Source organism: Bradyrhizobium sp. ISRA436, assembly GCF_029910015.1.
Taxonomy (GTDB): Bacteria; Pseudomonadota; Alphaproteobacteria; order Rhizobiales; family Xanthobacteraceae; genus Bradyrhizobium.
Genome location: NZ_CP094519.1, coordinates 6,191,559 through 6,215,990 on the forward strand (window position 1 = coordinate 6,191,559; position 24,432 = coordinate 6,215,990).

The following is a 24,432-nucleotide window of genomic DNA, read 5'->3' on the forward strand; positions in this document are numbered from 1 at the left end:
TCACGTGCCCCAAGCCCACTTTCCGCTCAGGGAGGCTAATGCTTCGGAAAGCGCTTTTGCGGGTCAGGAGGGCTCGTCTTGTCCACGCCTTTGATTTCCGTCGTTGACGACGACGCCTCGGTCCGTGTTGCGATAGAGAATCTTCTGAAATCGCGCGGCTATATCGTCCTGACGTTCGCGTCGGCCGAAGAGTTCCTGCAGTCGATGCAGTTGCACGAAATGTCCTGCGTGATCACGGACGTACAGATGTCGACTATGAGCGGCCTGGATATGCTCGCGGCCACACGCGCCCGCGGTTACAACGCGCCGTTCATTTTCATCACGGCGTTTCCCAATGACCGCGTTCGCGCCGCCGCGCAGAGTGCCGGAGCGGCTTGTTTCCTGGCCAAGCCATTCGCCGGGCAGACGTTGATCAAGCACCTCGAAATCGCTTTAGAGGGACACCGCGGTGGGCCAGGCACCTGAGCGGATGAACGATCCAGGAGCACCTCTCGCGCGAACCTGCGCGCGAATGAGCCATCGGAAGGGTGAGTGTTGCGGTCGGCAATAGTGCCGACGTCGACGGTCCATTTGCCCTGCTGTTGTGTATGCAGCTCGTAAACAGAACGGGTGGCGACGCCAACCGTTTCGTTCGCGCCAGCGTCACGCGATATTGTTGCCGTTCTTTTCCATCGCACCGCGGCCTCGCCCGGGCTCTTTGGGCCGCAGTCATCGCACGGGAAAAAAGCGCCCGGTCCCTTTCGGCAGCCGGGCGCACGTCGTCACGTGTAGTTGTTGCCGATGCGAGCAATTTTACTGCGCGAAACCACGACATCCAACTCGCGCGATCGACGCTGCAACGATGAAGCTAAGCTTTGTCGAACATTCCGGGCAGCAGTCTAGCCCAGATCGTGGAAGCTCTTCTCAATCGTGAGACGCCAAACGCGTCGGGTCGGCGCACGAGAACCCCGGCGCGGCCGATTATTCTCCTTCCGCGGGACATCTTCAGAATGTTCGATGATCACATGAAATCGTCTTCATCGGAATATTCTGAGGAGCTTGCCGCAGGTTTTGCATTTCTGCCCTCACCCTCGTCGGTTTTGGAAAGATATCGCGCAGACGTGCCTGTTCGCTGCCACTTACCATGACTGAGCGTCCACTTCTCTGACTTCGTTGGATCGAGCACCATGTTGTCATCATCAACCTCAACGAAGCCCAACTTTTCTGCACGAGCTCTTGCTTCATCATTCGCCGGGCGCAGATTGAGCAACGGCCGTTTACCGTCGAGACCAAGTTGATACTCGAGCAGAATATCGCCGGCATTCTCGACAAGCGGGTGGACGACCTGAAGATCTACGGTGGAGGTCGTTCGAGTGCGTCCCGGAAACAGTTCCTGCCACCGTTCGACGTCGAACTCGGTCATGCTGTCTCCGCCCTCCATTCTTAGAAGCCCGACACTCTTACTTCCAAGGTGGTAGCTGAAGTATCGCGCCTGATCCGAATCGCGAGTGGTTCCATATTCCTCGGCGACCTCCGCGGTTCGCCTTGCTTTATCGGATATGAAGTGTGAGTACTCTTGGGGATTGTTGGCGATATGCCAGATTTCCGGGCCGTGAAAGGCCTGCGCCTCCTGCCTGAACGCCGCCTTGGTCATCTCGACCACGGGCGGCCTGGAAACGACGGAGTACGGCCGCGCTGACGACGACGATGAGTAACCGTTCGAATCCGAGGCGCCTAAACGCAGTTCGGCGAACGTATCCGCGAACCTATCTCCATAAGCGTGCTCGTCGTCTTCGGCCGAACGCGACCATTGGCCGTTGGATGAGCCACCGATTCGATTATACATGACGATACGTACTCCTGGACATTTCAGCATTGGCTTAAGGCCGACTAGGCCCGCAGAGGCTGATAGGTATCCAGGCTTACCAAAAGCTGACGTGGATTTTCGAGATCGCCTTCCAGGGCCGGCGTGGTCACACATATTTCCAATCGCCAATAACGGCGCGTGCTTGTTTCCGAGCGGACCAGCTTCCGCCACGAGCGTGATCGCGGCCGATGATGCCAGACACCAGCAATTGGAGCGGAATAGTCGCACGATTGATGCGATCAATCGGCCTCCTTCCCCAGACCGCCGCCCGGCGCTTGATAACGTCTAGGGCTGGCCTGTCTCCTCGAGCTGGCGAGCGGAGTGCTGCACGAGCTCGCACAGGCGGAGTGATCGGGATCGGCCTAACCACATGGCCCGATCCTCGCCAACGACAACCAATTTGGATAGGAGCGAGACTGACGATGTGGTCGGTTCTCGCATTCACGGAACAGACGCAACCAAACATCACCGGATCGCGAGACGGCCAGGAGCCTCGCGGGCGATCGCTCCGTTGCCGCCTATTCGACGGTCACCGATTTTGCGAGGTTACGCGGCTGATCGACGTCCGAGCCGATGACGGCGGCGGTGTGATAGGCCAAAAGTTGCACCGCGATGGCATATACCATCGGCGTAAAGGTTGCGGCCATGTCCGGCAGCACGATGGTCACGAACGTGTCGAGCGCCGCTTCCGAGGCGCCCTTCGTATCGGTTATCAGGATGATCTTGCCGCCACGAGCAGCGACTTCTTGCATGTTCGAGACGGTTTTACCGAAGACCCGGTCGTAAGGCGCTATCACCACGACCGGCACCGTCTCGTCGATCAATGCAATCGGACCATGCTTGAGCTCTCCGGCGGCATATCCCTCTGAGTGGAGATAGGAGATTTCCTTCAGCTTGAGGGCGCCCTCCAGCGCCAGGGGAACCGATGTGCCACGACCGAGATAGAGCACGTCACTTGACCCGGCGATATCACGCGCCAGTTTCTCGATCTGCGGTTCGACCGCCAGCGCCGCGGCAATCAGCCGGGGCACTTCGATCAGCTCACGCACGAGCTTGCATTCATCGATCTCGGATAATTCTCCACGCTCTTTACCCGCCGCGACCGCAAGCGCGGCCATCACCATCAACTGGCAGGTGAAGGCCTTTGTCGAGGCGACGCCGATTTCCGGCCCCGCCAGCGTCGGCAGCACCGATTCGCTCTCGCGTGCAATCGTCGACGTTGCCACGTTGACGACGGAGATCGTGTGCAGCCCCTGGCCCTTGGCGTAGCGCAATGCGGCCAACGTGTCGGCGGTCTCCCCTGACTGAGAAATGACGATCGCGAGGTCCCCCTTGCGCAAAGGCGCCTCACGGTAACGGAACTCGGACGCGACATCGACCTCGACCGGGACGCGTGCCAGCCCCTCGAACCAGCATTTCGCAATCTGCCCAGCATAGCTCGCCGTGCCGCAAGCCGTGATCAAGATACGCTCAATGACATTGAAGTCGAATGGCAATTTCAGCGGCAAGGCTACGCGCCCAGCGGTCATGTCCACGTAATGGGCCAGTGTCTGCCCGACTACTTCCGGCTGCTCGTGGATTTCCTTGAGCATGAAGTGTGGATAATTCCCCTTGTTCACGAGGAGCGACGACGCACCACACTTTGACGGTTCCCGATGGACGACATTCCCCCGTGCTCCATAGATGACACTGATCGTGCGGGTCAGAACCGTCCAGTCGCCGTCTTCAAGGTAGGTGATGGTATCGGTGAACGGCGCGAGCGCGAGAGCGTCCGACCCCAGATACATTTCGCCATTACCATGCCCAATCGCAAGGGGCGCCCCCTGACGCGCACCGATCAGGAGGTCGTCGTGGCCTTTGAATAGGAAGGCCAGTGCAAAAGCTCCGCGCAACCGTGGCAGCGACGCCTTTACCGCCTCCTGCGGCGAGCAGCCATTCTGCAGATAGGATTCGACGAGATGCGCGACCACCTCGGTGTCGGTCTCGGACTCGAATTGGGCACCACTTTGCTCCAGTTCGGTGCGCAGCTCGCGAAAGTTCTCAATGATTCCATTATGAACGACCGCGACATTCTCCGTCGCATGCGGATGGGCGTTGCCCTCAGTGGGCTTTCCGTGAGTCGCCCAGCGGGTGTGACCAATGCCGGCATGACCCGACAAGGGCTTGCGACGCAGCTCCTTCTCGAGATTGTTCAGCTTACCTTCGGCGCGGCGCCGCTCGATGCGAAGAGCTTCGAGCGTCGCGACACCCGCCGAGTCGTAGCCACGATATTCCAATCGCTTGAGTGAGCCGATCAACCGCTCGACGACCGAACCACGACCCAAGATTCCGACAATTCCGCACATACCGATCAATGCACCCATCTTCAAGGAACCTGGCATTCACCCCGATAGGAAAGCCATCACGACATTCATCTGACGGATAGTCACCAGCAATCATCTCGGGCGTCGCTGCAGCCTCATTTGGCATCGTCGCACGCGTACGCACGCGTCAATTCTCGTTCTTGTCATCATCAGTTCGCCCAACCGCATTGCGGTTTTGGCGAGCGCGACTGAATACAAGCGGCGATGCGGCAGCAGACGACGTGACGACATCGAGATGAACCGGATATTCAGGCGCGTCTCCACGCTCTGGTGTGGCGGCCAGCTCCGGCACCAGCGGAGCCTTCGCCCGACAGCGACGATAGCAATCATAATCGCGTCGCAGACCAATGTCGTGCAAGTGACCTCCTTCTAAAGATCGACGACAGTCGAGGCGGGTCGGCCGACGGCATGTCCGGCGATAAAACTTCATGATCGTGGTTCGACCGGTCGTGGTCGAGAGCCACGCTTGATTCTCCGGTACGAGACCATAAGAACCTTCTGCAGCGCCACAGCTGGAAGGATACGCCAGTTAACATCCAAATAGCCGCGCTCCACCATTCTGCTGATAACCTCAGTTAACCGGCCCAGAATGCGGACAGATAAGCTTTTGAAAAGGCGGAGCTGCGCACCTGAGGGAACGACGACCATACGGCTTCTCTCAACGACACGATGCGCATTGATAGGGCCCACCTCTTGTGTTGAAACGCACTTTCGATTCCTGCCATCTAGATTGCCGCTGCCTTATCCTGTTTCGAATGTGCTTTCCGTCTTCTCTCTATCTTGCGGACGTTCTGCTTCGCCGGATTGATTTAATCTGAAAAGCATTCGGCGCTGTTGCAACGGCACTGCCGCGAAGCATCAGTTTACCGCGCAAGCGTTGATCTTGAAGACCGCGACACTCGAACCAACGCGAACGGCGCTAGTCGGACCAACGCCAGACTAGAAGGATCGGGATCGGCAGCTCAACTGTACGGAAGTAAACCTCCGATATCGAAACGTTTGATGAACTATACATACGTTTGCACCGCTTGATCCGCGCTCAGGGCGTCGCTTCGCGCCTGAAAACACGGGCTGTGCGGATCCAGCGCCTGCAGACCGCTCGGGATCGCAGACTCCTATGCTCTGTTCGGGTGTCGAAGGCCGAGCTGTTTTTTCTACTGAAGACAGTAGGCCGTGACCTGAACGTTCGGCGGGACGTGTGCATAAAGAGCGGCCTCCGCACTGCCTGGTGGAAGATAAATCAATGTATATAATGCGCATCTTTACTTGACGTGTATTATCAAGGCGAACGATTGCTCTCCTCCACTTCGTGTGATCGCGACCCAGCATATCCAGGCTCTTCCGAAAGGCCGCTGCGCAGATGGCGTTGCCGAGCTCAACTTCCGCTCCGTGCTCTGGAGACGACATGGCAGCTCAGGATTCGAAGCGGCGCGTAGCGCTGATCACCGGTGTCACCGGGCAGGATGGCGCATATCTCGCCGAATACCTGCTCGGTCTCGGCTACACCGTTCATGGGATCAAGCGCCGGTCGTCCTCGTTCAACACCGCGCGTGTCGACCACCTCTATCAGGACCCGCATGCCGGCAGCGTGCCCTTCCTGATGCACTATGGTGACATGACCGATTCCACCAATCTGATCCGGCTGATGCAGCAGATCCGGCCGACCGAGGTCTACAACTTGGCTGCGCAGAGCCACGTTGCAGTCAGCTTTGAGAGCGCGGAATATACCGCCAACGCCGACGCCATCGGCGTGCTGCGCCTCCTGGAGGCGATCCGGATTCTCGGCATGGAAAAGGAGACGCGGTTCTATCAGGCCTCGACCTCGGAGCTCTACGGCCTAGTGCAAGAGGTGCCGCAGAAGGAAACCACGCCATTCTACCCGCGCTCGCCCTACGGCGTGGCGAAGCTCTACGGCTACTGGATCACGGTGAACTACCGTGAGGCCTACGGCATGTTCGCTAGCAACGGCATCCTGTTCAACCACGAGAGCCCGATCCGCGGCGAGACCTTCGTGACGCGCAAGATCACGCGCGGCGTCGCGCGCATCGAGGTCGGCCTGGAAGATACGATCTATCTCGGCAATCTCGAGGCCAAGCGCGACTGGGGCCATGCGCGCGACTATATCGAGGGCATGCACAAGATCCTGCAGGCGGATGCGCCCGACGATTTCGTGCTGGCGACCGGCGAGACGCATGCGGTGCGCGAATTCGTCGAGTTGGCATTTGCCGAGGTCGGCCGCGCGATCGAATGGCGCGGCAAGGGCGTCGACGAAACCGGCGTCGACAAGGCGTCGGGCAGGACCGTGGTTCGCGTCGACCCGACCTATTTCCGTCCGGCCGAGGTCGATCTCTTGATCGGCGACTCGAGCAAGGCGCGCGCCAAGCTTGGATGGAAGCCGAAGACGTCCTTCGCGCAACTGGTGAAGGAAATGGTCGCAAGCGACCTCGCAGAGGCCAGACAGGACGCCGCCAATGGCAAGCACTCCGTATGAACTGAAGGGCAAGACTGTCTTCGTCGCCGGCCATCGCGGCATGGTCGGCTCGGCGCTGATGCGCCGGCTGGCGCGCGAGGGCACAAACCTCTTGACGGCCTCGCGCAGCGAGGTTGACCTGCGCAACCAGGCCGCAGTGAACGCCTGGTTTGCCGCGAAGTGTCCGCAGGTTGTGTTCCTTGCCGCGGCCAAGGTCGGCGGCATCGTCGCGAACAACACGTTGCGGGCTGAGTTCCTCTACGACAATCTGGCGATCTCGACCAATGTGATCCAGGCCGCGCACGCCAATGGTTGCGAGAAGCTGATGTTCTTCGGCTCGTCCTGCATCTATCCGCGGCTGGCAGCGCAGCCGCTGCGCGAGGATTCGATGCTGACCGGCCCTCTGGAGCAGACCAACGAGCCTTATGCCATTGCCAAGATCGCCGGCATCAAGATGGCGGAGACCTATCGCAGCCAATACGGCTCCGATTTCATCAGCGTGATGCCGACCAACCTCTACGGTCCCGGCGACAATTATCACCCCGAGTACAGCCACGTCGTCGCGGCGCTGATCCGCCGCTTCCATGAGGCTAAACTGTCGGGGGCGACCAACGTCGTGGTGTGGGGTACCGGCACGCCTCGGCGCGAATTCCTCTATGTCGACGATCTCGCTGACGCCTGCATCCACCTGATGAAGGCCTATTCCTCTCCCGAACTGGTCAATATCGGCACCGGCGAGGATATCAGCATCGCTGAATTCGCCCGCGTAGTCGCGGCTGCCGTCGGCTATCGCGGCGAGATCAGCTTCGACACGTCGCGCCCGGACGGCACGCCGCGCAAGCTGCTCGATGTCAGCCGCCTGGCCAAGCTCGGCTGGCGCGCCTCCACCTCGCTCAAGGACGGCATCAGGCTCGCGTATCGAGCGTATCTCGACGACAGTAACGCACGGCGAGAGTAAGCCCACTCGTGCCGGACACGCAGGGATGAAGCAGAGCAATCGAGCGCCGCAATCAGTCGGTTGCGATTCTACTCCCGATCGGGACGCCGATTTGGCAGCCGGACCAGGCTGCAAGCTTTTCGAATTCGAAAGCGCGAACGCTTGACGATTGATTCTGAGCATTCGCGCGAAATCGTGAGACGGGGTTGCCCGATGGCATCATGGCGACGATGCGCCTCACCGAAAGGACAGAGTAGGACGCGCCCACTCTATGCCCGCAGCCTGTCGCTCTCCTCGATGCAGGCTTTCGCCGAAGCTTCAGTACCGCCGCCACGCAATTTGTTGCCCATCCGACCAGGCAAAGCGAAATACCACGGGTCCTGGGGTGTGCCGGCCTTTCGCAGACCGGCGTGTGATCGACTCCGGAACGGTCTTTTCGCCATATCCCGCCGACTAGCGGGATATTCACGCAATTGGACCGCCCGCCTTTCAGCGCAGTGCATTTGTCCGAGTCGGCATTCACCATCGACGACGGCGTTCGGGCCGACGATCTTCATGCAATCAGCAGGCTGCTCGTAACTCGCGGGCGGCTGCGACCATATTGACCAAGGCGGGAAGCACCTCCTCCCATCTTCGGGTTTTTAGGCCGCAATCTGGATTGATCCAGAGCTGCGAATCGGACAATCGCTGCCTGGCCAGCGTTATGAGATCTTTCATTTCGTCCTTGCCGGGAACGCGTGGCGAATGGATATCGTAGACACCCGGCCCGATTTCGTTCGGATATTTGTAGTTCTTGAAGGCGTCGAGCAATTCCATCTTCGAGCGCGACGTCTCGATCGAAATGACGTCTGCGTCCATCGCCGCAATCGCATCGATGATATCGTTGAATTCGGAATAGCACATGTGCGTATGAATCTGAGTTTCGTCGGCAGCACCGGACGAACAGATGCGAAAGCTATCCACGGCCCAATCGAGATAACTCCTCCATTGTGATTTGCGTAACGGCAACCCTTCGCGCAACGCGGCCTCGTCTATCTGGATTATTGTCGCTCCCGCCTCCTCAAGGTCGAGCACCTCATCGCGGATCGCAACCGCAAGCTGGCGGCAGGCATCGCTTCGCCGAATATCGTCACGGACAAAAGACCAGTTCAGAATCGTCACCGGTCCAGTCAACATTGCCTTCATTGGCTTGTTGGTCAGCGACTGCGCGTATCGCCACCATTCGACCGTCATCGGCTTCGACCGCGAGACATCCCCAAACAGAATTGGTGGACGGACGTAGCGCGAGCCATACGACTGAACCCAACCGTGCTTGGTGAAGGCGAATCCGGAAAGCTGCTCGCCGAAATACTGCACCATGTCATTGCGCTCGAACTCACCATGCACGAGAACATCGAGCCCGATATTCTCCTGCCATAGCACCGCACGCGCCGTTTCCTCTCTGAGAAACTGCTCGTACTGCGCGTTGCTCAACCCTCCTTTGGCATGGCAAGCGCGGGCATTGCGAACTTCCGCGGTTTGCGGAAACGATCCAATGGTCGTCGTGGGAAATGTCGGCAAGGCAAACCGCGCGCGCTGGGCCTCGGCGCGCTTTGCGAAAGGACTGCAACGGTAGCGCTTGGTTTGGTCGATCGCAGCCATGCGCGCAGCGACGTCCGCATTGTGGATCTTGGGCGATTGCTCGCGTGCAAGTGCCGCGTTTTTTGATGCCGCGAGCACATCGGCCACGCCGGCACGATCGCCAGCAAGCGCCCTTCCTAGGGTCGCTAGTTCCTTAATTTTCTGAACCGAGAAAGCCAGCCAGCTCTTTACATCGGAATCGAGATCGGTTTCGAGCCCCAGGTCGATTGGAACATGGAGCAGCGAACATGAGGGGGCGATCTGGACGCGATCAGTGCCGAGTTTTGCCACGGTGGGCGCCAGCTGATCGACCAGCGCTGAAAGGTTGGAGCGCCAAACGTTGCGCCCATCGACGACCCCCAGTGAGAGAACGAGATCGTTGCGAATCCCAGCGACGATCGCGTTCAGCGGGTCTGCCCCCCTTACCAAGTCGACGTGGAGCCCGGAAACCGGCAAAGCCAAGGCCGTATCGAGATTACCGCCGATGGTCCCAAAGTAGGTCGCCAGCATGATTTTAAGAGCAGGTATCTCCCTAGCAAAATAGGTATAGGTACGAAGCAAGGCTTTGCGGGATATTTCGTCGAGGTCCAAGACCAGACAGGGCTCATCGAGCTGAACCCATTCTGCGCCGCGCGCGACCAGCTCACGAAGAACGTCGACATAGACCGGCAGCAGTCGATCCAACAGCGACAATGGATTGAATGAAGGATCTGCGCTCTTGCCAAGCTTCAGGAAGGTCACTGGGCCAATCAGCACGGGACGCGTCTGGTAACCAAGCCCCTTTGCCTCCTCATATTCCTCAATCGGCTTTCGAGAAGAAAGCCTGAAGATCTGCCCCTTGTGAAATTCAGGGACCATATAGTGGTAATTGGTGTCGAACCACTTCGTCATCTCCTGCGCAGGCGCGCCCTGTGCAGGATTGGAGTGAGGGCAACTCGCATCGAGTTCACCGTTCGGCGCACCGCGCGCCATAGCGAAGTAGGTGTAGAGCGGTACAGGACCTGTGGTGCAAGCGTAAACATCCGGAATGGCGCCCACCATCACACTGGTGTCGAGCACATGATCGTAAAGCGAGAAATCATTCGACGGAATGACGGTCGCGCCGAGCGATTTCTGCCGCGCCCAGTTAGCAGTGCGCAGTCCAGCTGCCGCTTCAAGCAGCTGCGCTTCGGTGGACTTCCCGGTCCAGTAGCTTTCGAGCGCGAATTTGAGTTCACGGCGCGGACCGATGCGTGGCGTACCAAGTGTAGCAACGGGAAGTGAAAGGACGGACATAGCTCTAACCCCTGGTTTGGGGCAGAGGTCATGGCGATTGCGTGCAGGAAAAGCCGCCGAAGCGGCAATTGCTTGGCGCACCACCGGGACACCCCGCCCGCGGACGAATATGTTGTCGGGGCAGGTCTCCTGGCTTGCGGGTCATCGCTGCTGTCCGGCCTTCCCGAAACCAAGCGGTTTCAGTGACTTTATTGGACAGCGGCTCGCCGCTTACAGTTGCGGGGGCAGCGCCGGCATTCGACCGGCTTCCCTCTTAGCTCCGGATCAGTGCGCTCCGGAGAACCTCGACGAAAATCAGTTATCCGAACAAGCAGCGTTCCGTCAACCTCTTGGCACGGCATCCTTCTGCGGCTCCGCTCAACAAGTCTGTAGGTGTGGCTCCATCGCGACGATCGCGATCTAAAGCCCCCTTTGCGCGATGAGTGTGCCGGGCAGTGCTCGCTTCGAACTCGGCCCTGGTCTCTGCACGCGCGAGTACATCGGGGTCGCATTTTGCCTGCAGCCGATGGCACGCGACAGATCGGCTTCGACCGAGCTACCAGTCGGTAGCCTTTACTAGCATCTTCGACATGTGAATCTCTCGACAACTTAGCAAGATCCGCCTTGCGGGACCGTCACCCTTGGAAGCTGTGGGTCAAATCAGCTTGCCCATCCCGGGCAAAGTGGTTCGAGCGGCTGGGCCGGTAAGCAGCTCCCGGTAACGTATCTATCCCGTCGGCCGTGTGCGCCGAGACGTGCGAATATGCTCTGGAAGGCATGGAAGATCTCGGCACTATCAATCAATCTCGCTTTTGCCGTGCTGGGCGCCCCCATCGATGTCGAACGGACCAGCACTGCGTTTGCTATGTATTTCAGGCCGCTGGACCAACGGCCATTCTGCGACAGTGCTTCTTGGCCATAACCGTTCTCTTTCGCAGCGTCCTCGCTATGTTGCTACCCCCGAGTGGCGGTGATGGGTGCCAACCGTGCGCAACCGCTTGGCAGAAGGCCTACATGTCCTTCTCCAACAATCAGCGAGGGTTGGCCGTCACAGTCCGGGCCGACAGCGTGACGATGCACATGAGTGCTCCTAGTATCGCGAGAGCAAAAGGCAGCCCAGCCATGTGTGCAACGAGCCCGGCGCCAGCTGGACCGACGAGGATACCGGCGTAACCCGCCGTCGTGACGGCTGCGATCGCCAAACCTGCCGGCATCACCTTCTGCTTGCCAGCACGGCGGCATAACACCGGCACGATATTCGATGCACCCAATCCGATAAGCAGCAAACCCGCCATGGCAATCGCAGCCACCGGCGCGGCCAGCAGGGCCACAAAACCGATCATGATCGGCACAGGTCCGAACATCAGTGTGGCGCGGTCTCCGATTCTGATCACGAGGGCATCTCCGGCGAGACGGCCTGCGGTCATCGCGATGGAAAACAACATATAACCGAACCCGCCATGCTCTTGCGCCACAAGACCTCTGTCAATGAGAAATAAGGCGCTCCAGTCGATCATCGCGCCTTCGACAAGGAAGGTGATGGCCGCAAGCACCGCTATCAGCAATACGCTGCGATGAGGCAAGACAAGCAGTGGCTCTGACGGCGTGCGACGTGTCGCAAGCAACCGCGGCCATGCCGACAAAATCGCAACTATCATTAGCGCCGAACAAGCCAGCGTCGAAGCAAACGAGTCAATCCGCAGCGAGAGCAAGGCTGTCAGGGCGCCAGCGCCCGACAATTCGCCGATGCTGAACTGTGCGTGAAAGGTGGACATCAATGGGCGGCCGGCTGCTCGCTCTACTTCGGCCGCTTGAACGTTCATGGCTACATTGATTGAGCCGAGTGAAGCGCCAAAGGCAAGCAGCACCGCCCCGAGTTTCAGAGGTGTACTGGCGATAGCGAGCCATGGCAGGGTCAGCGCAAGACCAAGTCCACCTACAAGAATAGTGCGCCTGGTGCCGTAGCGCGCCCCCGACAAGGCGGTCAAAGGCATGGCGAAGAGGGACCCCATGCCGAGGCAGAGCAGCAGCAGACCAAGCACGCGATGATCGACCGCAAGGCGCTCCTTGGCGAGCGGCACCAGAGGCACCCAGGCCGAGAAGCCGAATCCGGAGACAAAAAATATGAGTCGCGTCGCGAGCAGGCCGGCCGGCGGATCGGCAGACGGTTTCACGGGGCACTCCGCAGAGAACGCACGTTACGAGTACGGCGCGCCGGCGTTTGCCGGCGCATGCCTGCACACGGTGGGCAGCCCGACGACGATGTCGTCGCGGAACATGCTTCCGTTACTGCAAGTCCAGTGCCATTGCGAAATTAACGCGACGTTCCTGGTGCAAACTTTCGGATGAGCCTATTTCTCGCGACTGCTTGCTATTGCGGGCTGCGGCACCCTCGGACCCACGACGAGTTTGGAGAAGTGTTGTCGTAAATCTCTCAAACCCAACACGGCACCTCCGGCTCAGATGCAGCATCGCTTCGTCGTAGAGCCCCATTGTAAACTCGACGCATTGTCTCAAGGGGCTGCGCCGCGAAGCTGCCTTCCGCGGTCATTCTGCAAGGTCTTCTTGGCCGGTTCTAGTGCTTCCTGTTCTTCTGGATCTGCATGATCGAACCAAGAGCCTGGGGGATAGGTTGCGATGCGCTTGGCAAAAAACGACTGCGGCTCCCAGGTTTTTCCCTCGGCCTTCTCAAAAATGATGACGCCGCCACGAGTGAAGTACCGAGGTCCTGGAATATTGCAGTTCACCACAATCAGGGCGCGCCATAGGCCGCTCTGTGTGGCCTCTTTTTCATCAACTTTCTGCAGGTAATCCACCTGGATCGGATCGCCGATAGTGCAGCGGCCGTGTCGCAGAAGATCGCCCAACCTGCCCTGAGCAGTCATCACAAAGTTGAAGTTGATGGGGTTATGCAGAAAATGGAGATTCACCGCCTTTTCGCCGTTTGCGATTTCACTGGAGATCAGAGAGAGTGCGAACGCCTTCCAGCCCAATTCTATCGGCTTGGCATATGGCGAAACGACTTTTAACGCGCCGTCGGGCGCAGCCTGCCAGATAATGGCATATTCGGCGGCTTTATCGTCGCGATGTTTACTCCACGAAAAGAAGGCATATTCGCTCCCATCGTTCGATTGAGCGACTCCCCACCTTCTCGGGACGAAGTGCGCGACCTTCGCGACCTTGGAAATGATTTGCTCGATAGTGTCACCGTCTTGCGATCGCCAGGTTGACTTGACCTTGTCGACAAGGATGCTGTCCTCCGCTCTGACATCGCTGATCGCGACGACTACGGCACCTGGGCAAATCAACAAGAGGTCGAGACAGAGCCAAAGCATGCACCTTCTGGTCATTTTCGTCATCTTCGTCATCGCGACTGGTCAGCGCCGACGCTTGAGCGGAGCGCTAGATTAGACTCATTTTTTTTGCTGCAGCTCTGGTCCCGCCGGGCCAACGCGACCTGTTGAGAGTCTCGAGAGAAGCGAGGTGCTGGCAATCTAGAACAACTGTATGCCAGAAAGCATCCAATGCACCTACCAGGAATGGTTGGGTGCGCTCACTCGAATCCTTCAGTACAGTCCAACCGTGAAGCGGTCGTGGGAAAGATACTGAAGAATACTAACGTCGTTACAGATTGTTGAAGGTGATTGATTTGCAAGCACTCGGCGCGCTGATCGGAATGCTTCCACTCGCAGCGTGGTCGATGTGATGATCAGGCAATATCCGTCGGCCGAAATTCGCGGGCACGGAGTCCAACTTGGTCTGACCGCCCGAACAAGGTCGTACGCGTGGGACTCATATTCCGTTTGTTCGCTCGGACGGCAGATTTAGGGTGAGGGTCGGCTTCGACGCCGGGCTCGGACGGCAGAACGTTCATATACCAGCACGACGGATTGCGCGCTGACGTTACCAGACGTACGATCAACCAGCTATTTCGAACAGGTGATTGCTCTGGCTTATTGTCCATTGCATTTGCCGAGCGATCCCCGGCGCTGACACCTCAGGTCAGATCGGCAGCCGCAACGAAATTTCAGTGCTCATGAACGTCTTCTCAGGTGTCAGTACCAGCATATCGACGACGGTCATGGACCCTGGGCGATCATATAGATACTTTACGTGCCAAAGCGAGCCGACGTCAGGGGAGACGACGAAATCGCGAGAGTCTAACGCTCTGGCGATCATTCGGACCGCGTCGCTATTCCGCATTGATAGAGAGAAAACCGCGTCCATAAGAACGGCTAGACTCATTCCGTCAGCAAGGAGTGCGCGAGCAATATCGTCGCCGTGAACTTGCCGGAGCGCTGAGATGACTACCGCGACAGCCTCTGGGTCCTTCACTCTGCGCTGCCCTATTGAATCGCCACATAATGCTGAGGACAGAGCCGTGCCGCGAGGATTGCGCCGCCGGTCCTACAGGGGGCTGAGACTACAGTTGCACCCCATCGGGCACACGATCTGCAACGATCCGGAGTGACCGCCCTCCTGGAGTATGCACATCGCTGGCACGCTCCGGGATGAGTGGCAACGTCAGGTATGACTCGCCAATACAAGCTCTCGCGCCTCACATTGCCCGATGCAAGCTGGACGACGGTATTCCAACACGGTTCCAAGGGAACGAGCCTCGTCGACGGCCTTAGTGGCCCGCTTTATCGATGAGCAAACAAAACCCCGGCAATTGCTGCCGGGGCTTTCTTATTTTTGCGTTCCGCGTGACGCGACTGGATCAGAAGTCCATACCGCCCATGCCACCCATGCCGCCGCCCGGCGGCATTGCGGGGCCGGCAGCGTTCTTCTTGGGCAACTCGGCGACCATCGCTTCCGTTGTGATCAGGAGCGCCGCCACGGAGGAGGCGTTCTGGACCGCCGCTCGCACGACCTTCGTAGGATCGATGATACCCTTGGAGACCAGGTTGCTGTACTCGCCCGTCTGCGCATCGAAGCCGTAAGAGTACTGATCCTTCTCCAGGACCTTACCAACCACGACCGAGCCGTCTTCACCGGCGTTGATGGCAATCTGACGGGCCGGCCACGACAATGCCTTGCGCACGATCTCGACGCCGGTCTTCTGGTCGTCGTTCTTGGTGCGCAGACCCTTGAGAGCTTCGGTGGCACGGAGCAGGGCGACGCCGCCGCCCGGCAAAATGCCTTCCTCGACAGCCGCGCGGGTCGCGTGCATCGCGTCATCCACGCGATCCTTGCGCTCCTTCACCTCGACCTCGGTCGCGCCGCCGACGCGGATCACCGCGACGCCGCCCGCGAGCTTGGCGAGACGCTCCTGCAGCTTCTCACGGTCGTAGTCCGAGGTGGTCTCCTCGATCTGCGCTTTGATCTGGGCAACGCGGGCGTCGATGTCGACCTTCTTGCCGGCACCGTTGACGATCGTGGTGTTCTCCTTGTCGATCATCACCTTCTTGGCGCGGCCGAGCATCTGCAGCGTGACGTTCTCGAGCTTGATGCCGAGGTCTTCCGAGATGGCCTGGCCGCCGGTCAGGATCGCGATGTCCTGCAACATGGCCTTGCGGCGATCGCCGAAGCCCGGAGCCTTGACGGCTGCGACCTTCAGGCCGCCGCGCAGGCGGTTGACGACGAGGGTGGCGAGCGCTTCGCCTTCGACGTCTTCAGCGACGATGACCAGCGGCTTGCCGGTCTGCACCACGGCCTCGAGCAGCGGCAGCAGCTCGTTCAGCGAGGAGAGCTTCTTCTCGTTGATCAGGATGTAGGCGTCGTCCATCTCAACGCGCATCTTGTCGGCGTTGGTGACGAAGTAGGGCGAGATGTAACCGCGATCGAACTGCATGCCCTCGACGACATCGAGTTCGGTTTCGAGCGACTTGGCTTCCTCGACCGTGATCACGCCCTCGTTGCCGACCTTCTTCATTGCGTCGGCGAGGAACTTGCCGATCTCGGCGTCGCCGTTGGCCGAAATGGTGCCGACCTGGGCGATCTCCTCGTTCGAGGTGACCTTCTTGGAGTTCTTCTGCAGGTCCGCAACGACGGCTTCGACCGCGAGGTCGATACCGCGCTTCAGATCCATCGGGTTCATGCCGGCGGCGACCGCCTTGGCGCCCTCGCGGACGATTGCAGCCGCCAGCACGGTCGCCGTGGTGGTGCCATCGCCGGCCGCGTCAGCGGACTTGGAAGCGACTTCGCGCACCATCTGGGCGCCCATGTTCTCGAACTTGTCGTCGAGCTCGATCTCCTTGGCGACGGTGACGCCGTCCTTGGTGATGCGCGGAGCGCCGAACGACTTGTCGAGCACCACGTTGCGGCCCTTCGGACCGAGGGTGACCTTCACCGCGTTGGCGAGAACGTCGACGCCGCGCAGCATGCGGTCGCGTGCGTCTACTCCGAATTTGACTTCTTTAGCTGACATAGTTGATTTCCCTGAGTTTCATTTCATCTCACCCTGGATAGGACGCCCGGCAGGCGCTCCTCAGGGGTGAGCGGTGCGAGCAGTGGGTTAGGCGGCCTTCTTGTTGGAAGATATTTCGGTGAGAACGCCCATGATGTCGCTCTCCTTCATGATCAAGAGCTCCTGGCCGTCGATCTTGACTTCTGTGCCCGACCATTTGCCGAACAGCACGCGGTCACCGATCTTCAAGTCGATCGGGATCAACTTGCCAGCCTCGTCACGGCCGCCCGGGCCGACGGCGATGATTTCGCCCTGGGAGGGCTTTTCCTTGGCTGTGTCTGGAATGATGATGCCGCCAGCGGTCTTCTCTTCGGCGTCGATGCGCTTGACAACGACGCGGTCATGAAGTGGACGGAAATTCATACAGTCCTCCTAACTACTTGCACGAGTTGACAATTTTTCGACTGTTAGCAGTCGATGCCGGCGAGTGCTAATGCAGGCGGAACTGAAATAGGACAGGCTTCTTCCGGAGCAAGGGTCTGTAGCAAAAAAATTGGCGCTTACCCCCTACCTAAAGAAGGAGCCCGCCGTTTGCCGACGGGACCTTCCGACCAAAGCCAAGACGATTTTGGTGGCCCCATTATGCCTCGGGCTACGCCCAACCCGGCCAGCAGGTAGCGGGAACGACTTCGAGTTTTCTAAAGGCGTCCTTGGGTCCGGGACTTGCCACCGGTTGGGCTCGCATAAGAACCCTGAAAGATCTCTGACGGCCGGAAACGGCACTGCATCTGAAAGTAGATACTCTTATTCTTCTCAGCCGCAGATCGCAGGCAATGTTGCGAGCAGTTCTCAATCCTCACTATTCTCCCCCCTCGTAGAACAGCTCCAGCGGCAGACCGACTAGAGCCTTGCCGATCCAATCGCGCGCGATCACATTGGAGGGCCCCATCGCGATGGCCGCGCGCGCGTCGCGGAAGGCGCGTTCGATCGGCCCCCGATGGTACCCATAGCCGCCCGTTACCGTCAGAGCCGTGGCCGCGACTTTGTTGGCGACTTCGGCGGCATGCACCTTGAACTCGGTCAGCGGGATAAGGATTTCACTCTGCGGCCTGCCAGCGCGCCACAGCGCGTCCAGTTGGCCCGCGAGTTCGTTGCGCCAAGGCCGCAGCGTCTCGACCAGCACCTTGGCTGCCCCGAGTTCCTGCCGGATCGCTTGGTAGTCCGAAAGACTCTTGTTCCGGTCCCTATGCACGAAGCGTGTGGTGTGCGCGACCGCCGCGTTCAGCGCGCCGCGCGCCACACCTTCCCAGACAGAGCCGAGCCCAATCAAGTAGACGGGCGACACCCCGTCATAGATAATCTCCTTGCCCTGCCCTTCGGCACCAAGCCTGTCGCGTTGTGGTACACGCACGTTGATGTAGCGGATTGCGCCCGAATGATTAGCCTTGACACCCAGCGCATCCCATGGCCGTGACTCAATGCCGGGGGACGTGCCGTCGACGATGAAGAACACGATGTCGGTCTGATCCTTGGCGCCCGGAGTGCGCGTCTGGACCACATAATAGTCGGCTTGGCCCGAGCTAGTCGTAAACGACTTCTCGGCGTTGACGAGATAGTCCTCGCCATCCCGCGACGCTTCGGACAGATTGTACCACCAGTGCCCGCCGGTGGCGCGCTCGCTGGTCGAATAAGTGCCGAGCAGTCGTCCATTGTTCGATTTGAGCCATCGCTCCTTCTGATCGGCGCTGCCGAACAGATTGACGGCCTGCGCCGCGCCGACATGCATCACGTAGACGAGGCCGGTCGATGCATCGACCTGCCCGATCCGACAGGCAGCCTCGGCGAAGTCGATATGGCTGCAGTCGAGCCCGCCGAACTGCACCTCGTTCAGCACGCCGGTCCAGCCGGCGTCCGACAATGCGTGGAGATTCTCCCGCGGAAATCGGCTCTCCTTGTCGTTGCGATCGGCGTTCACCTTTACGGTGGCGTCGATCGCCGCGTCGAGCCGAGCGTAGGCGTCGTCGTCGGCCCTGTGAGCGAAGTTGTCGTTGGTCATGGTCATTCTCCTGTTGGGCAGTGTCAAGCGAGAGCCTGCGTCGGCAACGTTCCGTTAAGATCGCCCCTGCGACGAGCCGCCGAGACGCAGCTCGGCAGCCACGCGGGCGAATACACCGCGAGGGTCTGGAATGTGCACGCGACCCGCGTGCTGGGCCAGCTGCACCACATCGGCAAAGCGCGCACGATACCGGATCCAGCCTTGGCGCGGCGTCCCGTTGGATCGATCACGGCTCGCATTTCGCCGCCACGACTTCAGGCTCGATGTCACCGAGCGCCGCGGTGCTTCGAACGTCAGCGAGATCTCCGCACGCAAGAGCACCGGCCGCAACTGCGCCATCGCCGGACCGCTCGGCCGACAAGCCAGAGAGAGCACCGGCTCAGCAAGACCCCATCTGGCGCAAGACGGTCCGCACTTGCTGCTATCGTCGTCACGTCAACCATTGTCATTCGGCCGCCTGGACGTGCCCGGCCATGTTCGTTTCCAGCGTGCGGACCAGCGGAATGATGCGGCGGCCGAAATATTCGACATCTTCCTGGAAATGCAGGAAACCGAGCAACACGAGGTCAACGCCAACCTTCTTAAGCGCAATGATGCGCTCGGCAATCTGCTCCGGCGTGCCGATCAAATTAGTCTTGAATCCATCGTTGTACTGGACGAGGTCATCGAAGCTTGATTTCGCCCAATTGCCCTGACCTTCCGGCGACGCCTTGCCGGCGTTCTTGACCTCGCGCCCAAAGGCATTGACGGCCTCCGGATCGGCCTTGTCGATGATCTCATTGAGGACGCTGCGCGCTTCGGCCTCAGTGTCGCGCGCGATGGCAAAGCCGTTGACGCCGATTTTGACGGAACGGTTGTTTGCGCGGGCTTTGGCCATGATGTCGTCGACCTGCTTCTTGATCTCCTCGACCGAGTTGCCGTTGGTGAAGTACCAGTCCGATACCCGCGCCGCCATGTCGCGCGCCGCACGCGAGCTGCCGCCCTGGAAGATCTCTGGCAGAGGCTGCGCCGGCTTCGGCTTCAGCGTGTAGTCCTTGAAGCGATAGAAATCGCCGCGGAACGTGAAGCTGTCTTGAGTCCAGATGCCGCGTAGTGCCCGGATGAACTCTTCCGAGCGCCGGTAACGTTCGTCATGATCAAGCCAATGCTCGCCGATTGCCGCGAACTCGCCGCGGAACCAGCCGCTGACGATATTGACCGCGACGCGGCCTTCGGTGAGCTGGCTGATGGTTGCGATCTGCTTGGCCGCAACAGCCGGATTCCATGGTCCGGGAAGAAGGGCCGCGATCACCTTCAGCTTGTTCGTTGCTGCAAGTAGCGCGTGGCTGAAAGCAACAGGCTCGTGCTGAAACTCGGCTCCATAACCGGCCGTGAATCGGATCTGGCTCAGCGCATACTCGAATCCCGCCTGCTCCGCGATCTGCGCCAGGCGGCGGTTATAGTCGATGTCCCATCCGGTTCGCTGCTCGATCTTGCTGATGACAAGACCACCCGAGACATTCGGTACCCAGTAGGCAAATTTGATCGAATCATTGCTGGTGCTCATGAAGGTACCTCAACGGTTTTGGCTGGAGTAGGACGTGACGCTGACGCAACGAAGCACCCATGCTGCCGTGTGCCAGCCGGTTGCGATGCCCCTCGTTCGAGCCGTCGTTAGATGTGATTTACGGGACGGTTGGCGTGACTCAGGTCAGCTGATCGGCGCCGGCGCATGCTTGGTGCGTCAGCAACGGGCCGCGCCGCACGACGTCAACGATGCGACCCATGTTTGAGATTGATCAAGGAGGCCAGAGCAGGTCATCCGCATTCTCCCTCGCAAGCGCGATCGCCGAGCGACTAATACTCTCAGAGAAATCGATCGCGCGCGAGTCCAAGGCGCACTCTTTTCCGTGTGGTCTGGGAAAGCAACATTCTCTTATTCGCGTAGAACGCGTCGTTTATTGCTGCAGCTCTGGTCGCGAGCTTGTTGAGCAATGCGGAACGCCAAGCGCATCCATCCAACGATGCGACCTTCGAACACGGCCTTTCCGAGTGCGATGTTCGCTTTGGCGCCCGCGCATTTGCCGTTGTCGACCCGGGCAGCACACGATCGACCACTTAATCAGTCGCTTTAAGACGCTGCCTCATCGCTTGAACGAAGCTACGGCCGCCTGAGTTCTAGGCGCTCGAATGCGAATATCGGGGTTTGATCGTTTGCGCACCGTTTAGCGGAGCTGATATCGCCGCGGCGGCAATTACGTTGCCGACAATGCGCTGCATCAGTCCTCGTTCTGGATCGTTTCAATGGTCAGGGTTGTATTCCATGTATTCGAGTCCATGGGTTACGCTTTCGTTGTAGGTTGTTCTATTCAAGGCCCGTGCAAGCGGCGCCGAGCGCGTAAGCGCGCAGGCTCCGCGAAGCACAATTCCCTTGATACGATCCCGTGCTCTGCGTAAGATTCCGAAGGCCCCGAATTCGAGCGGGGCTTTTTGTTGGCGACAGCCGCACCTTGTCGCGCTAGGGTGGCGTACGGTCTCGCCTGTGGTAGGTCGATATCGCAAAGGCCCCGATTGGATGCGGGGCCTTTTGTCATTAAAGGCTTCTGATCCTGGGAATAGGCCTGATGAAGAACCTTAGACTACTGATCGGGGCAGTGACGGTGACAGGGGCGCTGTTCGTTGTTGGTGACCTTGCCCCCAAGTTTTATCCAATCCTGAGTTCGCCCTGGCAGTTGGATTTGCCCGGTTGGGCGGTGGTAGCGACGGGAGCTGGCGCGGAGCTCTCGGCATAGCGCAGCGCCAGATCCCGGCGCGGGTGACAGGTGAAGGCGAACTCGGAGGGTGTCTTCCATCCGAGCTGCGAGTGTGGTCGTGCATCGTTGTAATCGGCCCGCCAGCATCCGAGTGCGACGCGAGCCTGGGCCAGTGACGTGAACAGCGTCTCGTTCAGCAATTCATCCCGCAGCCGACCGTTGAAGCTCTCGATGAAGGCATTCTGCATGGGCTTGCCCGGCGCGATATAGTGCCATGCGACGCGGCTCTGATCGGCCCATGTCAGGATGGCGTTGCTGGTCAGCTCGCTGCCGTTGTCGCTGACCACCATCTTCGGCTTGCCGCGCTCGATCACCAGCCGGTCCAGTTCCCGCGCCACCCGGATGCCGGAGAGCGAGGTATCGGCGACCAGCGCCAGGCACTCGCGGGTGCAGTCATCGACCACGGTGAGGACGCGGAAGCGGCGGCCGTCCGTGAGCTGATCCGACACGAAGTCGAGCGACCAGCGCTCATTCGGCGCCATCGGCACCGTCATCGGGGCTCGGGTCCCGATTGCCCGCTTGCGGCCGCCACGGCGGCGCACTGCAAGCTTCTCCTCCCGGTAAAGCCGGAACAGCTTCTTGTGGTTGACCCTATAGCCCTCCCGCTTGAGCAGGACGTGCAGGCGCCGATAGCCGAAGCGGCGGCGCTCCTGGGCGATCGCCTTCATACGCTGGCGAAGGCCGCCATCGTCCGGCCGGATCGTCTTGTATCTCATGGTCATGCGGCAGCAGCCGATGGCTTTACACGCCCGCCGTTCGCTCATCCCGTGGGCATCCATGAGATGGGCGACAGCTCTCCGCTTTCCCGCGGGCGTCACCATTTCTTTCCCAACAGATCCTTCAGCGCCGCATTGTCCAGCATGGCGTCTGCAAGCAGCCGCTTCAGCCGCGTGTTCTCGTCCTCCAGCGTCTTCAGCCGCTTAGCCTCCGAGACCTCCATCCCGCCGAACTTGGCCTTCCATTTGTAGATGCTGGCGTCGCTGACGCCGTGCTTGCGGCACAAATCGGCGACCGAAACGCCGGCCTCATGCTCCTTTAAAATCCCGATGATCTGCTCTTCCGAAAAGCGGCTGCGCTTCATGCTCTGGTCCTTGTCGTGGGCCAGAACGAATTTCAAACTGGATTAAGCCCGTGGGGCAAGGTCATTGGCAGCTTGGCCGAAGGCAGGAAGACTGCGTTTGCGATTTGGAGTTTATCAGCCGTGCCGCTGGCCGCCCTGTTCTATTCGGTTCGACGACGAAACAGAGTTGTCTATGGCTTGATCGAAATGATTGCGGCAATAGCCGCGCTCTTCTTCCTGTTCCTGCGCTTCGACCCCGGTGAGCTTACAGTCGAGCTTATTGCAGCGCGAACTGTTGCCATCTTGGCCACGGTTTACGTCATGGTACGGGCATTGGATAATATCGGTGAAGGACTAAGGCCTGGGTCGCTCCTGGAAAGCCAATGGGCACGCTTGTTTCCGAAGGTGGAGAAGTGAGCACGGGTGAACCTATGGATGGCAGGGTGATGATAATTAGCCCCGCCCTTAAGCGAGGCTTACTTCACAACCTTGACGGCTAGTATTCGTCAGCCCGCATGATCGTCATCACACGGTCGGGTCGGCCGGATCAGGCGAGTGAACGGTCTTGGACAGATCGTAGTAGTCGATCTTGAAGAAGTAGCGCTGTGAGTGGAGGTCGATCGAGCCGAAGTCGTGCTCGCCGTGCGGGTCGTTGTCTCGCGTGAAGTTGTCGAACTTGCGCACCCCGTCGAGCAGCTCCGCCAGGCGATCGGAGTCGAGGCTGGTCACGCCTGGTGTAAGCAGAACAGTTCCGCCAAGGATCAGCCATCGTTCAGGCTGCGGATTCTCTCGGCGTTGGTGTCGTTGAGCATTTTTGAACTTCTCCCGTTGGTTATCGGCTGCGCCAATCGCGGCCGGTCGGGAGAATTCAAGGCCCGCAGAATTGAGCGGGTAGGCACAGGGAGGCTCCGCCCGAGGCTCCGGCGCGCACCCCAGTTTTGCGCGCGCTGGATACGGGTGGATGCCCTTGCCGGCACGCGCTGCGGGCCTATTGACCCGACCTTACCGGCCGGGTGGTGCAGATCTTCCTTCAAGGGAGAGATACGGTGCCTACCGGAGACCCATCTCGAGAAATTCGCGAGGATCGACGTCCCATGCTTTGCCACGATAAACATTGTCGGCAGAGTCCACGCAAACGGGCGTGAGCTTGACTTTTCCGGTCTGGCCGTTGGCCATCAAAGCCTCCGCGATATCCGAATACGGCAGTAGCAGGTGGGCACTTTGGCCGTCCGACAACGACACTGGCAAACGGGTATCGGGCATTCCGGGAAAGCGATCGGCGAGCATGGGCGCCAGGCGGGCGCCGCTCGGTGTCTCGAATGTCAGCGTCTTGACGGTTACGACCCGGTGGCCGGTATTGACCGCCTCCAGTTTGGCATACGGCGCTCCAAGTTGATCGCCGTAGGTAGGCATTGCCGATGATGCGGTGACGGTAATCTCGCGCCGATCTTTCTTCAGGGCCTGCCGCCAGTTGAACGTCGAAAGTGCTGCGCCATAAATGGCGATCACGAACAGCACCACATCCCTTACAACAGGAAACCACGTCTCCACCGATAACCCCCAGTTCCTATTTCAAGTATAGCACAAGCTGCAACACGTTAAGCCGATCTCACTCCTGCCGCGTCGGGTGGTGTACATCTTGAGGGGAGAAACGTGCTCGGCCATCCACAACCGACATTGCGCAT

General features: G+C 59.6%; 18 protein-coding genes and 1 riboswitch. Of the genes, 4 read left to right on the top strand and 14 right to left on the bottom strand.

Translation table 11 applies throughout. The features are described from left to right. Positions 1-78 precede the first annotated feature (78 nt). Complete coding sequence (locus MTX23_RS28810; RefSeq protein WP_280973513.1) at positions 79-465, top strand: response regulator; 387 nt, start codon at positions 79-81, stop codon at positions 463-465. A 535-nt stretch (positions 466-1,000) separates the two neighbouring features. On the opposite strand, the gene MTX23_RS28815 is transcribed toward MTX23_RS28810, so the two are convergent. From MTX23_RS28815 to MTX23_RS28825, 3 genes are all read right to left on the bottom strand, one after another. Beyond that, complete coding sequence (locus MTX23_RS28815) at positions 1,001-1,825, bottom strand: Effector protein NopP (protein ID WP_280973514.1); 825 nt, start codon at positions 1,823-1,825, stop codon at positions 1,001-1,003. Between the two features lie 539 nt (positions 1,826-2,364). Then, positions 2,365-4,191, bottom strand: coding sequence for a glutamine--fructose-6-phosphate transaminase (isomerizing) (gene glmS, locus MTX23_RS28820; RefSeq protein WP_280978243.1), 1,827 nt, complete (start codon positions 4,189-4,191; stop codon positions 2,365-2,367). 145 nt (positions 4,192-4,336) lie between these two features. Further along, positions 4,337-4,567 carry a hypothetical protein gene (locus MTX23_RS28825; protein ID WP_280973515.1) on the bottom strand — a complete coding sequence of 77 codons (231 nt, stop codon included), beginning with the start codon at positions 4,565-4,567 and terminating at the stop codon, positions 4,337-4,339. A gap of 1,047 nt (positions 4,568-5,614) precedes the next feature. Here MTX23_RS28825 and gmd point away from each other — a divergent pair. Together gmd and MTX23_RS28835 are read left to right on the top strand one after the other, a co-directional pair. Further along, positions 5,615-6,700, top strand: coding sequence for a GDP-mannose 4,6-dehydratase (gene gmd, locus MTX23_RS28830; protein WP_280973516.1), 1,086 nt, complete (start codon positions 5,615-5,617; stop codon positions 6,698-6,700). Next, entirely contained in the window at positions 6,681-7,637 is a 957-nt protein-coding gene (locus MTX23_RS28835; RefSeq protein WP_280973517.1) for a GDP-L-fucose synthase, read from the top strand. Before gmd ends, MTX23_RS28835 begins: the two co-directional genes overlap by 20 nt. A gap of 540 nt (positions 7,638-8,177) precedes the next feature. Here the strand turns inward: MTX23_RS28835 and metE are convergent. The 9 genes from metE to MTX23_RS28880 form a co-directional block, all read right to left on the bottom strand. Next, positions 8,178-10,511, bottom strand: coding sequence for a 5-methyltetrahydropteroyltriglutamate--homocysteine S-methyltransferase (gene metE / locus MTX23_RS28840; protein WP_280973518.1), 2,334 nt, complete (start codon positions 10,509-10,511; stop codon positions 8,178-8,180). A gap of 101 nt (positions 10,512-10,612) precedes the next feature. After that, positions 10,613-10,813: riboswitch (cobalamin riboswitch) on the bottom strand. A gap of 708 nt (positions 10,814-11,521) precedes the next feature. After that, complete coding sequence (locus MTX23_RS28845; protein ID WP_280973519.1) at positions 11,522-12,664, bottom strand: MFS transporter; 1,143 nt, start codon at positions 12,662-12,664, stop codon at positions 11,522-11,524. 339 nt (positions 12,665-13,003) lie between these two features. Further along, positions 13,004-13,849: a nodulate formation efficiency C protein gene (locus MTX23_RS28850; RefSeq protein ID WP_280973520.1), complete on the bottom strand. Its 846-nt coding sequence runs from the start codon at positions 13,847-13,849 to the stop codon at positions 13,004-13,006. A gap of 1,361 nt (positions 13,850-15,210) precedes the next feature. Continuing rightward, positions 15,211-16,860, bottom strand: coding sequence for a chaperonin GroEL (gene groL / locus MTX23_RS28855; protein ID WP_280973521.1), 1,650 nt, complete (start codon positions 16,858-16,860; stop codon positions 15,211-15,213). Positions 16,861-16,947: 87 nt separating this feature from the next. Next, positions 16,948-17,262, bottom strand: a complete 315-nt coding sequence (locus MTX23_RS28860) for a co-chaperone GroES (RefSeq protein WP_280973522.1) — start codon at positions 17,260-17,262, stop codon at positions 16,948-16,950. A 436-nt stretch (positions 17,263-17,698) separates the two neighbouring features. Then, a complete protein-coding gene (locus MTX23_RS28865) occupies positions 17,699-18,895 on the bottom strand; it encodes an acyl-CoA dehydrogenase family protein (protein WP_280973523.1) in 1,197 nt (398 codons plus the stop codon). 54 nt (positions 18,896-18,949) lie between these two features. Next, positions 18,950-19,234, bottom strand: coding sequence for a hypothetical protein (locus tag MTX23_RS28870; RefSeq protein WP_280973524.1), 285 nt, complete (start codon positions 19,232-19,234; stop codon positions 18,950-18,952). 106 nt (positions 19,235-19,340) lie between these two features. After that, on the bottom strand, positions 19,341-20,441 hold the full coding sequence (sfnG, locus tag MTX23_RS28875; RefSeq protein WP_280973525.1) for a dimethylsulfone monooxygenase SfnG: 1,101 nt from the start codon (positions 20,439-20,441) through the stop codon (positions 19,341-19,343). A 1,137-nt stretch (positions 20,442-21,578) separates the two neighbouring features. After that, a protein-coding gene (locus MTX23_RS28880) for an IS3 family transposase (protein ID WP_280973526.1) occupies positions 21,579-22,768 on the bottom strand; the annotation gives its coding sequence in 2 pieces (ribosomal slippage) (positions 21,579-22,519 and positions 22,519-22,768; 1,191 coding nt in all). A 15-nt stretch (positions 22,769-22,783) separates the two neighbouring features. On the opposite strand from MTX23_RS28880, the gene MTX23_RS28885 reads away from it, so the two are divergent. Further along, positions 22,784-23,164: a hypothetical protein gene (locus MTX23_RS28885; RefSeq protein ID WP_280973527.1), complete on the top strand. Its 381-nt coding sequence runs from the start codon at positions 22,784-22,786 to the stop codon at positions 23,162-23,164. A gap of 108 nt (positions 23,165-23,272) precedes the next feature. On the opposite strand, the gene MTX23_RS28890 is transcribed toward MTX23_RS28885, so the two are convergent. After that, positions 23,273-23,476 carry a DUF3768 domain-containing protein gene (locus MTX23_RS28890; RefSeq protein WP_280973528.1) on the bottom strand — a complete coding sequence of 68 codons (204 nt, stop codon included), beginning with the start codon at positions 23,474-23,476 and terminating at the stop codon, positions 23,273-23,275. Between the two features lie 321 nt (positions 23,477-23,797). Beyond that, complete coding sequence (locus tag MTX23_RS28895) at positions 23,798-24,298, bottom strand: hypothetical protein (RefSeq protein ID WP_280973529.1); 501 nt, start codon at positions 24,296-24,298, stop codon at positions 23,798-23,800. Between the last annotated feature and the right edge of the window lie 134 nt (positions 24,299-24,432).

Excerpts from the sequence above, each read along its gene's own strand:
- MTX23_RS28815 (WP_280973514.1), bottom strand. The coding sequence starts at position 1,825 with ATGTATAATCGAATCGGTGGCTCATCCAACGGCCAATGGTCGCGTTCG.
- glmS (WP_280978243.1), bottom strand. The coding sequence starts at position 4,191 with ATGTGCGGAATTGTCGGAATCTTGGGTCGTGGTTCGGTCGTCGAGCGG.
- gmd (WP_280973516.1), top strand. The coding sequence starts at position 5,615 with ATGGCAGCTCAGGATTCGAAGCGGCGCGTAGCGCTGATCACCGGTGTC.
- MTX23_RS28835 (WP_280973517.1), top strand. The coding sequence starts at position 6,681 with ATGGCAAGCACTCCGTATGAACTGAAGGGCAAGACTGTCTTCGTCGCC.
- metE (WP_280973518.1), bottom strand. The coding sequence starts at position 10,511 with ATGTCCGTCCTTTCACTTCCCGTTGCTACACTTGGTACGCCACGCATC.
- MTX23_RS28850 (WP_280973520.1), bottom strand. The coding sequence starts at position 13,849 with ATGACGAAAATGACCAGAAGGTGCATGCTTTGGCTCTGTCTCGACCTC.
- groL (WP_280973521.1), bottom strand. The coding sequence starts at position 16,860 with ATGTCAGCTAAAGAAGTCAAATTCGGAGTAGACGCACGCGACCGCATG.
- MTX23_RS28860 (WP_280973522.1), bottom strand. The coding sequence starts at position 17,262 with ATGAATTTCCGTCCACTTCATGACCGCGTCGTTGTCAAGCGCATCGAC.
- MTX23_RS28865 (WP_280973523.1), bottom strand. The coding sequence starts at position 18,895 with ATGACCAACGACAACTTCGCTCACAGGGCCGACGACGACGCCTACGCT.
- MTX23_RS28870 (WP_280973524.1), bottom strand. The coding sequence starts at position 19,234 with ATGGCGCAGTTGCGGCCGGTGCTCTTGCGTGCGGAGATCTCGCTGACG.
- sfnG (WP_280973525.1), bottom strand. The coding sequence starts at position 20,441 with ATGAGCACCAGCAATGATTCGATCAAATTTGCCTACTGGGTACCGAAT.